Below are 14,548 nucleotides of genomic sequence, written 5' to 3'. Positions count from 1 at the left end.
TCCCCAGCTATCTAGCGCTGATGCATAGGCAATGCTTACGCTATAATCATGCACTTTAGCGCATCAGAAACCCCAGGCTAAGCCGCATAATGATCAAAAAACTGCTGCAGCGCGTTTTCAAGCCCGCAACATCCAACAAATCCGCTCCCGCAACGCCAGCAGGCAAGGTTGAGCGCATTTCTGCCCGCGTACATCGCATAGACCGCAAGCTGCTTAGCAATGCAGCCATCAAAACCACCGAAGGCTTGCAAAAAGCTGGGTTTGAGGCGTTTGTCGTCGGTGGTGCCGTTCGTGACTTGTTACTGAAACAGCGCCCCAAGGATTTCGATGTGGCTACCAATGCCACGCCTGAGCAGGTGAACAAGGTATTTCGCCGCTCACGCATCATAGGCCGACGTTTCCGTTTGGTGCATGTGATGTTTGGTGATGAAGTGATTGAAGTCTCGACCTTCCGTGGCAGTCACCTCAATGAGCAGGGTGATGCCAAGGTCGCCGACACTGGCCGTATCCTGCGCGACAATGTGTTTGGCAGTCAGGAAGAAGATGCGGTACGTCGCGACTTCACGGCCAACGCGCTTTATTACGACCCAGCCTCGGAAGAAGTACTGGATTTCCATCAAGGTGTTCCCGATATCCAGGCAGGCATATTGCGCATGATAGGTGACCCGGTCACGCGTTACCGTGAAGACCCGGTGCGCATGCTGCGCGCGGTCAGGCTTTCTGCCAAGCTAGGCCTCAAGATCGACAAGGCGACTGAGCAGCCTATCTCTGAACTGGCCGACCTGCTGCATGATGTGCCACCCTCACGCCTGTTTGACGAAATGCTCAAGCTGTTCTTGTCTGGTCATGCCATAGAAAGCGCCAATGCCCTGCGTCAGCATGGCCTGCATCATGGCTTGCTGCCCTTGCTGGATGTGGTGCTGGAACAACCCATAGGCGAGCGCTTTGTGAAGCTGGCGCTGAAAAATACCGATGAGCGCGTATTGTCAGGCAAGCCAGTCTCGCCCAGCTTCCTGTTTGCCACCCTGCTCTGGCACGAAGTGCTGCTGGCCTGGAAGAAATTCGAGCAGCAAGGTAACAAGCCAATTCCAGCCTTGCATATGGCCATGGACGAAGTCTGCGACATCCAGGCGGAAAAGATGGCCATACACAAGCGCTTCAGCGCCACCATGCGCGAGATCTGGGGCTTGCAGCCTCGCTTTGAGCAACGTGCGGGCAAGCGGCCTTACAGTCTTTTGGAAAACCCACGTTATCGTGCGGCTTATGACTTCCTGCTGCTGCGCTGCGAATCTGGTGAATTGCCAGCTGAATTGGGTCAGTGGTGGACAGATTTTGCCAACGCCGATGGCGAGCAACGTCAGACCATGCTGCTGCCCGAGACCGCGCCGAAAAAGCGTAGACGCCGTCGCGGCCCGAAGAAATCGGCGGCAGGAGAATAAATGGCACGCGCCTTTATTGCCCTAGGCAGCAACCTCAGCAACCCTGGCCGCCAACCTGCAGATGAAGTCAGGCTGGCTTTGCGTGAACTGGATACGCTGACGGATACGCGCTTGCTCAGCCATTCTTCGCTCTATCGCACCGCGCCTGTGGGTTATGACAATCAGCCCGACTTTATCAATGCCGTGGCCGAGCTTGAAACCAGCCTGAGCCCACTGGCATTGCTGCATGCGATTCTGGCGCTGGAGAATCAACACGGCCGCGAACGGCCTTTCCCCAATGCGCCACGTGTGCTTGACTTGGATGTGCTGCTTTACGATCAAGTCAGCATCAGCAGCCCAGAACTCACCGTGCCGCACCCGCGCATGCATGAGCGCGGCTTTGTGCTGCTGCCGCTGGCGGAAATTGCCCCGGAACTGGCGCTAGCCGCACATGGCAAGGTCAGCACACTGGCTGTGCAATGTGCCGATCAAGGCGTGGAAAAGCTGGAGGAAAATGCGCTATGAGTATTTTTGACCGCTTTCACTACATCGTGGTCGAGGGGCCGATAGGCAGTGGCAAAACCACGCTGGCGCGCAAGCTCGCCGATATGTTCCCGGTCAATCTCTTGCTGGAAAACGCCGGGGCCAATCCTTTCCTGCCCAAGTTTTACCAGGATGCGCCACGCTATGCCCTGCCTACGCAGATGTTCTTTTTGTTCCAGCGCGTAGAGCATATCCGTGACCTGGCCCAGCGCGACATGTTCAACCAGGCGACGATTGCCGATTTCTTCCTGGAAAAAGACCAGCTATTTGCGCAAATGAACCTCAATGATGAGGAATATGCGCTTTACCGCCAGATGTACAAGCATGTACAGGTGCAGGTGCCCACACCAGACCTGGTGATCTATCTGCAATCGCCAGTGGAAACCCTGCATGAGCGCGTGAATCAGCGCAATATCCGCTATGAACAGGAAATTCCGCGTGAATATCTGGCGCGGCTGGCCGAAACCTATAGTCAATTCTTCCATCAATATGACGGGGCGCCCGTACTTATCGTCAACAATGAAAAACTCGACATCACCGAAAAAGATGGTGCCATGGAAATGCTGCTGGAGCGCATTATGCAAATCCGCAGCCGCCGCGAGTTTTTCAATCCCAATCTGGAGTAAGCCATGAACCTGCTAGCCCTACAGCAGATGAAGGCACAAGGCGAGAAAATCGCCGTGCTGACCAGCTACGATGCCAGCTTTGCCGCCCTTAGTGACAAGGCCGGGGTTGAAGTCTTGCTGGTTGGTGATTCACTGGGCATGACCATACAGGGCCATAGCAGCACCTTGCCCGTGTCCTTGCAGGATATGCAATACCACACGCGTTGTGTTGCCAGCACCGCCCGCAACGCATTTATCGTCACCGACATGCCTTTCGGCAGCTATCAGCGCAACCCCGAGCAGGCATTCGACAATGCCGCCACGTTGATGGCGGCAGGCGCACAAATGGTCAAGGTTGAGGGCGGTAGCATCATGCTGGATACCGTGCGCTTCCTGGTGCAACGCGGCATTCCGGTGTGTGGTCACTTGGGGCTGACGCCGCAAGCGGTTCACCAATTGGGCGGTTATCGCGTACAAGGCCGCGATCAAGCCGCTGCGGCACAATTACTAGATGACGCGGTACAACTCGCCCAGGCAGGTGCCAGCATGCTGGTGCTGGAAATGGTACCCACGCGCTTGGCCGCTGAAGTGAGTCAGGCCATCCAGATTCCGGTCATAGGCATAGGCGCGGGCAAAGACTGTGACGGCCAGGTGCTGGTGTTACAGGATATGCTGGGCATATACGCAGGAAAATCGCCACGCTTTGTGCGCAACTTCATGCAGGGTGCCAGCAGCATAGAAGCCGCATTGGTGAGCTATGTAGCTGCCGTTAAGGATGGCAGCTTCCCCGCCGCCGAACATAGTTTCGATTAGCGCTAGCTGGTTTCAGGCGCTCTACACTTAAGCCTCACCTACTTCAGCAGCACCCGTCACTTTCAGGTATTCAACAGCCATGACAGCTCACAGCACCTCCAGCAAGCCACTTGAAATCATTGCCGATATCGCCAGCCTGCGTCAGCGCTTGAGTGCTGAGGGCAGCATTGCCTTTGTACCCACCATGGGCAATCTGCATGCCGGGCACCTGCATCTGGTCAAGCTGGCGCGTGAACGTGCGCAGTGTGTGGTGGTGAGCATCTTCGTCAACCCTTTGCAGTTTGGTGCCAACGAAGACCTGGATAATTATCCGCGTACGCTGCAGGCAGACTGTGCGCTGCTGGCCGAGGCGGGAGCCGATGTGGTGTTCACCCCCAGCCCGGCAGAAATGTATCCGGCCACGCAGACCATGCGCATCACCCCACCATCGATTGCCAATGAACTCTGTGGCGCGGCACGGCCTGGGCACTTTGACGGCGTGGCGACGGTAGTGATGAAACTATTCAATATTGTGCAGCCGCAGATCGCCGTGTTTGGCCGCAAGGATTACCAGCAACTATTTATCATTCGCGAGCTGGTGCGGCAGTTCAATCTACCCATAGATATCATTGCCGGTGAAACCCAGCGCGAGGCCAGCGGCCTGGCACTCAGCTCGCGCAACGGTTACCTCAACCCAGCACAGAAACTCGAGGCCCCACGCCTCTCGCGCACCTTGCAACTGGTGGTGGATAACGTGCGCAAGGGTAACCATGACTATGCCGCGATTGAGGCACAAACCAGCCAGTATTTAACGCAACTAGGCTGGATAGTGGATTACATCAGCATACGGTCGGCTGACACGCTATTGCCCGCTACTGTGGATGACGAGGCCCTGGTGGTGCTAGGTGCGGCGAGACAGGGCCAGACCCGCCTTATAGACAATATCGAATTCCAGCGCTAAGACTTGTCGCGTAGGGAATCGCCACAGGCGTGCCTAAGCCTGAGGCCTTGCCTATTCATCCGCCAAAGGGATATGGCATGATAGTACTGTCACGTCAGCGTCATGCTGTGATCATATAGTCAGCGCATTAGATGTTTCTTGTTTTAAGCCCATCGCCTAAAGCACCTTGCCATGACCGCATTCCATCGCCTGCTACCGTATACCCTGGTCATCCTGCTCAGCCTGACCATTGCCGCTTGCTTTGCCAAATCCGGTGCCAGCTACAATCCAGATGCCTTGCTGCAAATTGTCGATGGCCAGTGCCTGCCGCATCAGGAACAGCAGCAATCACCCGCCCCTTGCGCCAAGGTGGACATAGCCCAGGCTTATGCCATCTACAAGGACAGAAACGGCCCTTTGCAATACCTGCTGATTCCCACCAGCAAAATCAGCGGCATTGAATCCCCGGTGCTGCAAACCCACACCGGGCAAGCCTTATTGGCACACGCCTGGCAAGAAAGAATCTGGATGTCACGTAAGGCTGGCAAGCCCGTGCCTGATGACATAGTCAGCCTCACCATCAATGCCCAGCGCGCGCGCACGCAAAACCAGCTGCATATCCATATCTCCTGCCTCAAGCCGGAGATACGCACCGAACTGGATGGCCTGGCCCCTATACTGACGCCGCAATGGCGACCTCTGCGCAATGCCTTGCAGCAGCAAGTGGTCTGGGCCAAACGTATCAGCCTGCATGAGTTGCAGCACGATAATCCATTCAGGGAATTGGCCCAGGGCCCGGCGCAACAGCAGATAGCATCGTTTGGCTTGGGGCTGGCCACTTTGCCGGGCGGTGATTTTGCCTTGCTGGCCAGCCAGCAGACCGGGCCTTTCCCACATCCTTCCATGGAAATCATTCAGGATCATGCTTGCCCGCAGGTGATGACCGTCGCCACTCACAATTAAGAAGCATTACCATTTATAATGGCGGCATCCAAGTTTCACGGCCCAAGTATTCCGCGTGCTGCACAACTCTCCCGCCACCAACCTCATCACCTCGCTGACGCGTCATTACGACGAGCTGGTGGATTACATCCGCCGCCGCTTTGGCGATAAAGGTTTTGCGCGCGAAATCGTGCACGATATGTGTGTACACCTGATGGAAAAACCCAGCTTGCCAGAAGCCAGGCAGCCTATAGCTTTCCTAAAACGTGTTTCACACAATATGGCGGTCAACGAGTGTAGGGCAGAGGCGGTGCGCAATCGGCTGATGGAATCCATGGCCGAGCTGCCAGAAACGGTGGCGGAAATCACAGACCCAGCGCGCGCACTGCAAGCCCAGCGTGAAATTGCCCAACTTTCCCAGGCCGTAGACCGCCTGCCCTTACGCTGCAAGCAGGTATTCATCATGCACAAGATTCACGACATGTCGCAGGCTGATGTGGCCCAGCAACTGGGGATATCCGTCAAAATGGTCGAGCGCCACACTCGCCTGGGGCTTGCCGCATGCAGGCAGTTTCTTGGCCGGGAATAAGCCCGGATTAAGCAGAATACCCAGCATGATGAAATCGCCACAGCCGCATACTCCGCCACCTTCCCATGACACGGAAGCCGTTATTGCGCAGCACCGGGAAACCCTGAAAGAACTGTTTCCATTGCCGCAGGTGCAGCCACCGCGCAAAAAGAAAACCCCTGCCAGCATCACCCTGGTGCTGGCGCTGCTGGCGGCGGGGCTGGTCTGGCTAGACCCAGCCTACCGCAGCGAGCAATACGCTACCGCGATAGGCCAGCGCCAGTTTATACAGCTAGCCGATGGCAGCGAGCTCACGCTTAACACCAATACCCGTCTCGAAGTGAGCTGGCATCTACGTTCACGCCGCGTGAACCTGCCACAGGGCCAGGCCATGTTCCATGTGGCCAAGGCCAATTTCCGGCCATTTTTGGTGATCGCTGCCAATAGCGAAACCCGAGTGTTAGGCACCCGCTTCGAGGTCTACCATGAAGACCAACAAGCACATAAACAAGTCACTGTCAGCGTGGCAGAGGGCACTGTGCGTGTCACCAGCAAAGCTGCAGATGGCTTGAATGGCACCACCCTGACGGCAAGCCAGCAGGTGAAGATAGACGGCGATGGGCATATGCACGCACCAGTAGCTATAGACCCCAGCATCAGCATGAGCTGGATGAATGGCAAGCTGGTATTCGCACAAACCCCGCTGCAGCAGGTGATTGCCGAAATCCAGCGTTATCGCACTGCGCCTATCCAACTGCAAGGCAAAACGGCACAACTCAAACTATCCGGCACGTTTGCCATAGACAATACTGACAAGCTGCTGCAATTACTTCCCGACATCCTCCCGGTACGCCTGGAACCACAGCCAGATGGCAGCCTGCTGATCAGCTCCAGATAGCACATGAAAAAAATTCTCATTCCCAGGTTGGGGTAAACACCAGTCCAAACGGCTTACTCCCTGAAGCTCTTTCAATTCATCGTTATCAGGGAACATTCATGCACTCACCATCACCGCGCAAACGGCCTTTCAAGCTAGGCGCTATTACCCTCTCCATGCTGCTGGCCTTTACGGCTTATGCTGCCGATCCCAAGGTCAAGCTGGACTTACCAGCAGAGGCCCTGGATAAATCCATCAACCATCTGGCCCAGCAAACCGGGGTGCAGATCATTTTTGCCAGCAGCCTCACCACGGGTAAGCATGCGCCCGCACTCAAAGGCGAATACTCGGCGCGCGAAGCCCTGCAAAAACTGCTGCAAGGCTCAGGCCTGGAAGTAACTTCTCAGGGGGACAATACCTTCACCCTGCGCGCGCAAGCCTCAAGCCAAAATAATGTACTGGAAGAAGTCCATGTATTAGGCAAGCTGGATACCCGCGAGCAAAACCTGGCCTTTGATGGCAGGAATAGCTACAGCGCCAAGCGCAGCTTTACTGGCACCAAATCCAGCACCATCCTGCTAGAAACTCCGCGCAGCATTAATGTGGTCACCCGCGCCCAGATGGACGATCTAGGTGTGCAAACCATCACCGAAGCCCTGCGCTATACCCCAGGCGTAGTGCTGCAATACGCCAATACTGACTCGCGCTATGACTGGATGACAGTGCGCGGCTTCAGCCCTCCTACCCGTTACCTCGATGGCTTGCGCTTGCCGTTTGGGGCCAATGGCTACTCACAAGCCAAGATAGACCCTTACCTGCTGGAACGCGTGGAAATACTTAAAGGCCCAGCCTCCAGCCTCTATGGTCAATCCTCCCCTGGCGGCATGCTGGCGCTGAGCAGCAAACTGCCTACCGACCACAAGCGCGGGGAAGTGCAATTACAGACTGGTAGCCATGGCCGCAAGCAGGGTGCATTTGATATCTCCGGGCCAGTGGATGATGAAGGCCGTGTGCTTTACCGCCTGGTGGCTCTGGCACGTGAAGCCGATACGCAAACCCGCTATGTGGAAGATGACAAGGTCGTGATTTCTCCTAGCCTGACCTTCAAGCCCGACAACAACACCAGCCTGACCCTGCTGGCGCACTACCAAAAAATCGATTCCCGTGGTGGCGCGGCCACTGCCCTGCCTGCCAAGGGTACGCTCTATTCCTATGGCAACCTGGGCCGCTTGCCCACCGATACCTTTATTGGTGAAAAACACTATGATCGCTACGTCAACGAGCAATGGTTTGCGGGCTATATGTTCAGCCATGCCTTCAATGAGCAATGGACATTCCGCCAGAACCTGAGATACGGCAGAGTTGATGCAGATTCGCGCCGCGTGCAGGGGGCTTGCCTGGCTACGGATGCCTGCCTGCCCACCAACCTGGTGCGCTACGCCTGGGCCTTCCCGGAAGACTCCAATATGTTCACGATTGATAACCAGGTTGAAGGCCAGTTCAGCACCGGGCCGCTGCAACACCGCATCCTGCTGGGTGTGGATTACACCCATGAGTCGGCTACCTATCGTGAATCCAACCTCAATTACATCAATCTCTACAACTACAACGCCTTTGCCTCCAACCCATTCCTGACAACGCTGGTAGAACCACCCCTGGGCACCAAGATAGACTCCAGCCAACGACAACTAGGTTTTTATGCGCAAGACCAGATCAAGTGGGATAACTGGACCCTGCAACTGGGCGCACGTCATGACCAGGCCAGCAAAACCAATGAAACCCTTACCGCCAGCACCGGGGCAACACGCCGCATCACCAACGCTGACGATGCCCTCACTGGCAATATCGGCCTAAGCTACACCTTTGCCCAACAATTAACGCCATATATCGCCTTTGCCAGCTCCTTCCAGCCCAGCACGGGCGTTGATGGCACTGGCAGCCCATTTGATGCCACCAAGGGCAGGCAAAGCGAAGCCGGGGTAAAGTACCAGCCCTAGGCATGGACGCATCACTGGGCTTCTCGGTTTACCACCTTGCCCAGCGCAATGTCATCACCACAGCGCCGAATGGCAGCCGCGTACAGACCGGGGAAGTGGAAGTCAAAGGGGCAGAACTGGAAGGCAAGGCCAAGCTGGGTTATGGCTTTGAAGCCCTGGCCTCCTATGCCTATACCGATAGTGAAATCACCAAGACTGGCATCGCGGCGCAGCTTGGCAACCAGCTGGCTTTTGTTCCACGACACCAGGCTTCCACCTGGCTGCACCATGTTTCCAGCGCAGGGCTGCTGGATGGCCTGGGCATAGGGTTAGGCGTGCGCTACCTTGGCTCATCCTATGGCGAAAATCTCAATGCCTTCAGAAATGATGATGTCACCCTGCTGGATGCAGCATTGCATTACAACCTGGCCAAGGCCAACCCCAGCCTCAAGGGTTTCAGCCTGCAAGTGAATGCCGCCAACCTGGCAGACAAGAAATATGTCGCCACCTGCATCTCGAATGCGGGTTGCTACTATGGCGACAGACGCTCGATTTATGCCACTGTGAAGTATCAGTGGTAATGTAAAGTGCCACTGATAAAAACGGGCGCCCAAGGGCGCCTGTTTTTTTATTGCCGCAACATATCAATGCGCACCAGTAGATGGGGGCTCAGGCCCCTCACTCCTCCTGCACCTTGAATTGCATATCGCCTATCTGTAAATCCTGCCAGTGAGTAGGTTTACTGGAAAAATTGCCGGTTGTCAGTGCATCCTCAACTGACTTTTCATTGAGCTTGTAGGTTTCACCGAGCAACGTACCCACTTTTTTCCATTGCCCCCCTCAAGACCATAGACCATGCTGCGGAAGCCATCGAGCAACACCAGTTCCTCTACGCCGTCAGCGTTCAGGTCCAGCAGCAACACAGCACATGGCCGCTTTTTCTCACATCCCAAAAATACCTTGTTGTCTTCCAAAGATATGCTCAAGGCATCAACAAATGCCTGCGGCAATTGCGCCTGCTGAGGATAAATCTTGAACAACTGGCGCAACTCCTCAGCCCCTAGCTTCACTGCCTCGGGCTTATATTGGCGCTGTGTCAGCGCATGCGCCAGCTTGGCTTTACGTCTTAACTCGACGGCATCAGGATGCGTTTGCTCCTGTTCCAACCTAGTCAGTGCCGCATCGCCGTAGCGGCCGGCCTGAAAGCGCAAATACTCAAAATCAAAATCACGCACCTTGACCTTTTGCTGCAACAAGCGGGCAAGCTGGCTATGTACGGCAATTCTTGTAGGGTCAAGCAGTGGGCTACACGTGAGTATGCCCAGCAGCACTGTCAGCAAAGCCGTGGCGATATTGACCTTGCTTACCGAATTCATCCATAGCTTTTCACGCCGCAGCACCACAGCAGCATAGCCCAGGGCATACATCGCCATGACCAGGATCACGAGAGCTGCAAACACTCGCTCTGTAGTCCAGCCATATTGCGCAACCCGCAGCCCCAATGCATAGACGCAAAGCCCTATATAGACAGGCATGGTCAACAGACCCAATCCGATAAAGCGCAGCAACCAGGGCGGGAAGCGTTGCTGACCGGAAGCATCCTGCCAAGCGGCATTGAATAGAAAAACCGTGAGCCCAAGCAGTGATAGCATCAGGCTGCTGGCATAGCCTGTGTCCCATAATTTATCCAAGCCTTGCACTGGCAATACCAGCAGAAAAGCTAACAGGATCAGGCTCACCACAGGCAGTAACCAGCCAGCAATATTTAGCCCCGCCCTGTAAAACCCTACCAGCACTTCTTCCTTGGCGGCATACAGCGAAAGGCCTATGCCAAACGTGACTGCGGTCACCGGATAGAAAAAGATGGGTTTGCCCAATAAATCCAGGAGGTAAGTAACTCCCAGCACTTTGAGCAAGTTGGCAAACAGCAATAACAATAGCCAAAGCAGTCCGGTAAAGCCGCCAGCCAGCGCCAGCTTGATGCTGTTGCGCCATGCCGCGGCAAACAATAATGCGTAATCATCCGCCCAGCGCTGGCGCAGCAACCTATGCTCAGCAAACGGCAGCAAGACAAACCAACTACCAAAGCCCACCAACGCGAGACACACGCCTGACTGTGCATACTGAAAAGTATCAAGAGCAGGCGTCCAGGCTTGATACCCGAGGTAGGAAGCAAGCCCCGCAATCAGCACGACATACGCTGTGACCATAGGCCATAAGCGCTTTTGCTGCCTATAGGCAGATAGCAGCATCATACTTAGCGGTAGCAGCAGCACGGCCATATACAAAGGCCAGATCAACCAGAAATACTCACCCTGCTTGCTCAAACTCAGCAACCACTCATGCAATAGCCACAGGCCTGCCCCCTGCCCTGCGGCCCAGGCAATCATCCAGCTTCTTTCCTCCCTCTGCATTTTCAAATCCTCCTCAGCAATAAATCTTCATTTATTCAGCGTGTTGTTTCCACTATAATGGCGGGTCTTATTTTTTCCACATTGGTTGGCCATGCAAAGAACCATGCTCAAATCCAAGCTGCATCGGGTGCGCGTCACGCATTCGGAGCTGGACTACGAGGCTCCTGTGCCATTGATGAGAACCTGCTTGAGGCAGCGGACATCAAAGAATATCAGCAGATTGACATCTACAACGTGAATAACGGTGAACGTTTCACTACGTACGCCATTCGCGCTCAACGCAACTCGGGCACCATTTCGGTTAACGGCGCTGCGGCACGCAAGGCCAGCCCTGGCGATCTTTTGATCATTGCCAGCTATGCCAATTACTCCGAAGCCGAACTGGCTCAATTTAAACCCCAGCTGGTGTACGTTGATGCGCAAAACCGCATCAAGGATCAACGCCAGCAAATTCCTGTACAAGCGGCCTAATGCTAGATCTAGAACAAATGAAACTGGCGGTCATAGACGCGCTGGAAGATATCAAAGCTTTTGACATCACCGTGATGGACGTGCGCAAGCTCACGTCCATGACCAGCTATATGATAGTCGCCAGCGCCAACTCCACGCGCCAATCCAAGGCGGTGGCCGATAACGTGCGTGAAAAACTGCGTGAAAAAGGCGCGGTTCTGCAAGGCACCGAAGGCGAGAAAGAAGGCGAGTGGGTATTGGTCGATCTGGGTGATATCGTCGTCCACATCATGGTGCCTGCCACCCGCGCCTACTACAACCTGGAGCAACTCTGGGGCGAGGCTGAAAACCGCCGTAGCGCATCCGCCGCCAAGGGCTAGAAAGACTCATCGCTTTGAAGCTGCGCATCCTTTCCGTCGGCCACAAAATGCCGGATTGGGTGCAAGCTGCCTGTCACGAATACACCAAGCGCATGCCACGCGAAATGAGCGTGGACATCGTCGAAATCAAGCCTGACAAACGCGCCTCGGGCAAAAACTCAGAAGTTGTGCAAGAGGCTGAGGCCAAACGCATACTGGAGCTGGCTGGCCGGGATTTCTTGATTGCGCTGGATGAGCGCGGCCAGGAAGTCACCACCTTGCAACTCTCAGAGCGCATGCGTCTGTGGATGGGTCAGGGCCGCGATGTCTGCCTGGTGATAGGCGGGGCCGATGGCCTGCACGAAAGCATCAAGCAAAAAGCCGACTGGCTGTGGAGCTTGTCACGCCTGACCATGCCGCACGGCATGGTGCGCGTGATGCTGAGTGAGCAACTCTATCGCGCGCTCAGTGTCATCAATAATCATCCGTATCACCGCGAGTAATCGCGCTCACTCATGAACAAAGCCCTGGTTTGGTTCCGCCGCGATCTGCGCGATTTTGATCACGCAGCGCTTTATCATGCGCTCAAGCAAAACGAAGAGGTTTATTGCGTCTTCGTCTTCGATAGCGACATTCTGGATGCCTTGACCCAACGTCAGGACAGGCGGGTGGAGTTTATCTGGGAAAGCGTGCGCGAGCTCAAGGCCGAGCTGCAATGCCGTGGTGGCGATTTGCTGGTCAGGCACGGCCAAGCCAGCAAACTAGTGCCAGCGCTGGCTAGGGAGCTTGAAGTCAACACGGTTTACTGCAACCGCGATTATGAGGCAGCCGCCAATCAGCGTGATGCAGCCGTCAGCCAAGCCCTGGCTGAACATGATATTGATTTCCTCAGCTTCAAGGATCAGGTGATCTTCGAGTGCGATGAAATCCTCACCAAATCCAACAGCGCATTCAGCGTGTTTACACCATACAAGAATGCCTGCCTGAGAACACTCAACGATTTTTATCTCAAACCTTACCCGGTAGATCGCTATTTCCGCAATCTGGCAGAGCGCGACCCCGAGCCCATGCCCGAGCTTGAGGACTTAGGCTTTGAGCGCAGCAATTTGGCAGCGCTCAAGCTGCCTACCGGCATGAGCGGTGGCAGCGCCTTGTTTGAAGATTTTGTAGAGCGCATGCCGCAATATCGCCAAGCCAGGGATTTCCCTGGGCGCAAAGGCCCGTCTTATCTTTCGGTGCATCTGCGCTTTGGTACGGTATCCATACGCCATCTCGCCAGAACGGTTGGCAAATGGGTGGCCAAGGTGCCGAGACCTGGCTCAATGAGCTGTTCTGGCGCGATTTCTATTTCCAGATATTGCATCACCACCCTGAAGTTGCCGCGGGTCACAGCTTCAAGCCTGAGTTTGATCACCTGGCTTTTCCCAATGACAAAAAACTCTTTCAGGCCTGGTGCGAGGGCAAGACCGGCTTCCCGCTGGTAGATGCGGCCATGCGTCAAATCAACCAGACTGGCTATATGCACAACCGCCTGCGCATGGTGGCAGCCAGCTTTTTGGTGAAGGATTTATTGATAGATTGGCGCTGGGGCGAGGCTTACTTTGCTCAGCACCTGATAGATTTTGATTTCTCTGCCAACAACGGCGGCTGGCAATGGGCAGCCTCCACAGGCTGTGATGCCCAACCCTGGTTCCGCATTTTCAACCCGGTCACGCAATCAGAAAAATTCGACCCCGAAGGCAAATTCATCCGCAAATATGTGCCTGAGTTGTCGCAATGCGACAACAAGGAAATCCATGCGCCCTGGAAAATGTCTGAGCAACGTCAGCAAGCACTAGGCATAGGTAGCAACTACCCGCTGCCTGTGGTGGACCACGCCACGCGCCGCGAGCAGGTGCTGGCGCTGTATAAGCGCGCCAGCCAAGCGGCAAAAGCTGATGAGGCAAGCAATAGCAATGAAGCAGATGATGAGTAAATTCAGCCTGCAAGCTAGTAGCAGATTGCGCGGTGCATGCTCGCGCATCTTAGTCTTGTCTAGGCTGTTGGGTCGGTAAACGAGTAATACTCCCGCACCAGCCCAACTTCGCTGCTGGCTCCCAGCACCACGGCAACGCGCTGATGCAGGCTGGTCGGCTCTACTTCCAGAATACGCCTGTGCCCAGTGCTACCCTGCCCGCCCGCCTGCTCCACCAGCCAGGACATGGGATTGCCCTCATATAGCAAGCGTAAGCGCCCGCCCTTGCCCACACTGCGGCTATCCAGAGTAGAGAAACACCCCGCCGCGCACCAGCAATCTATGCACCTCGGCCACCATGGTCGCCACCCAACGCATATTGAAATCCTTGCCGCGCGGCCCAGTGCTACCAGCCAGACAATCCTTGATATAGCGCTGCACTGGCGGCTGCCAGTAACGCTGGTTGGACATATTGATGGCAAACTCACTGGTATCTGCGGCAATACGCATATTGGCGTGCGTGAGCAAAAACTCGCCACTTTCGGGGTTTAAGGTAAAGCCATATACGCCAAAGCCCAAGGTAAACACCAGCATGGTGGAGGTGCCGTATAAGGCATAGGCGGCCAGTTGCTGGCGCGTACCGGGTTGTAGAAAATCCTCGGCCTGCGCAGCTCGACCTGAGACTGCCAAGGCAACACAGGGACGTAAAA

13 protein-coding genes and 3 pseudogenes are annotated in these 14,548 nt (G+C 55.4%); 14 read left to right on the top strand and 2 right to left on the bottom strand.

Translation table 11 applies throughout. The annotated features are described in order from the left end of the window. The first annotated feature begins 89 nt into the window (after window positions 1–89). The 10 genes from pcnB (at window position 90) to JCM2850_RS20420 (ending at window position 9,242) form a co-directional block, all read left to right on the top strand. The gene (gene pcnB / locus JCM2850_RS07275; RefSeq protein ID WP_025870826.1) at window positions 90–1,439 is read left to right on the top strand and encodes a polynucleotide adenylyltransferase PcnB; all 1,350 of its coding nucleotides are present in this window, start codon (window positions 90–92) and stop codon (window positions 1,437–1,439) included. Beyond that, window positions 1,440–1,943, top strand: coding sequence for a 2-amino-4-hydroxy-6-hydroxymethyldihydropteridine diphosphokinase (gene folK, locus JCM2850_RS07270; RefSeq protein WP_025870823.1), 504 nt, complete (start codon window positions 1,440–1,442; stop codon window positions 1,941–1,943). It begins immediately after the preceding gene. Continuing rightward, a complete protein-coding gene (locus JCM2850_RS07265) occupies window positions 1,940–2,587 on the top strand; it encodes a deoxynucleoside kinase (protein ID WP_025870822.1) in 648 nt (215 codons plus the stop codon). Before folK ends, JCM2850_RS07265 begins: the two co-directional genes overlap by 4 nt. Before the next feature lie 3 nt (window positions 2,588–2,590). Next, window positions 2,591–3,379, top strand: coding sequence for a 3-methyl-2-oxobutanoate hydroxymethyltransferase (gene panB, locus JCM2850_RS07260; RefSeq protein WP_025870820.1), 789 nt, complete (start codon window positions 2,591–2,593; stop codon window positions 3,377–3,379). 79 nt (window positions 3,380–3,458) lie between these two features. Further along, on the top strand, window positions 3,459–4,319 hold the full coding sequence (panC, locus tag JCM2850_RS07255; RefSeq protein ID WP_025870818.1) for a pantoate--beta-alanine ligase: 861 nt from the start codon (window positions 3,459–3,461) through the stop codon (window positions 4,317–4,319). Window positions 4,320–4,490: 171 nt separating this feature from the next. Then, the gene (locus tag JCM2850_RS07250) at window positions 4,491–5,261 is read left to right on the top strand and encodes a CDP-diacylglycerol pyrophosphatase (protein ID WP_025870816.1); all 771 of its coding nucleotides are present in this window, start codon (window positions 4,491–4,493) and stop codon (window positions 5,259–5,261) included. Window positions 5,262–5,316: 55 nt separating this feature from the next. Further along, the gene (locus tag JCM2850_RS07245; protein ID WP_025870815.1) at window positions 5,317–5,829 is read left to right on the top strand and encodes a sigma-70 family RNA polymerase sigma factor; all 513 of its coding nucleotides are present in this window, start codon (window positions 5,317–5,319) and stop codon (window positions 5,827–5,829) included. Window positions 5,830–5,854: 25 nt separating this feature from the next. After that, complete coding sequence (locus tag JCM2850_RS07240; protein WP_159105135.1) at window positions 5,855–6,706, top strand: FecR family protein; 852 nt, start codon at window positions 5,855–5,857, stop codon at window positions 6,704–6,706. A gap of 98 nt (window positions 6,707–6,804) precedes the next feature. Continuing rightward, window positions 6,805–8,682, top strand: a complete 1,878-nt coding sequence (locus JCM2850_RS17850) for a TonB-dependent siderophore receptor (RefSeq protein ID WP_051525312.1) — start codon at window positions 6,805–6,807, stop codon at window positions 8,680–8,682. Window positions 8,683–8,684: 2 nt separating this feature from the next. Continuing rightward, a complete protein-coding gene (locus JCM2850_RS20420) occupies window positions 8,685–9,242 on the top strand; it encodes a TonB-dependent receptor domain-containing protein (protein ID WP_051525311.1) in 558 nt (185 codons plus the stop codon). Between the two features lie 180 nt (window positions 9,243–9,422). Here the strand turns inward: JCM2850_RS20420 and JCM2850_RS07230 are convergent, their stop codons facing one another. Beyond that, entirely contained in the window at window positions 9,423–11,075 is a 1,653-nt protein-coding gene (locus JCM2850_RS07230; RefSeq protein WP_081774996.1) for a DUF4153 domain-containing protein, read from the bottom strand. Between the two features lie 91 nt (window positions 11,076–11,166). Between JCM2850_RS07230 and panD the strand changes: the two are divergent. From panD to JCM2850_RS17840, 4 genes and pseudogenes are all read left to right on the top strand, one after another. Continuing rightward, a pseudogene (gene panD / locus JCM2850_RS17845) lies at window positions 11,167–11,546 on the top strand (aspartate 1-decarboxylase). After that, window positions 11,546–11,905, top strand: a complete 360-nt coding sequence (gene rsfS, locus JCM2850_RS07220) for a ribosome silencing factor (protein WP_025870808.1) — start codon at window positions 11,546–11,548, stop codon at window positions 11,903–11,905. Before panD ends, rsfS begins: the two are co-directional and overlap by 1 nt. Before the next feature lie 14 nt (window positions 11,906–11,919). Beyond that, complete coding sequence (gene rlmH / locus JCM2850_RS07215) at window positions 11,920–12,387, top strand: 23S rRNA (pseudouridine(1915)-N(3))-methyltransferase RlmH (RefSeq protein ID WP_025870806.1); 468 nt, start codon at window positions 11,920–11,922, stop codon at window positions 12,385–12,387. Between the two features lie 12 nt (window positions 12,388–12,399). Next, a pseudogene (locus JCM2850_RS17840) lies at window positions 12,400–13,859 on the top strand (cryptochrome/photolyase family protein). 59 nt (window positions 13,860–13,918) lie between these two features. Here JCM2850_RS17840 and JCM2850_RS17835 read toward each other — a convergent pair. Next, window positions 13,919–14,548, bottom strand: a pseudogene (locus tag JCM2850_RS17835) (class 1 fructose-bisphosphatase); the annotation flags it as partial.

The sequence above is a fragment of the Methylobacillus glycogenes JCM 2850 genome (assembly GCF_000617925.1).
Classification (GTDB): domain Bacteria; phylum Pseudomonadota; class Gammaproteobacteria; order Burkholderiales; family Methylophilaceae; genus Methylobacillus; species Methylobacillus glycogenes.
Note: the sequence above shows the minus strand (reverse complement) of the source record. Positions and strands in the feature narration are given on the sequence as shown.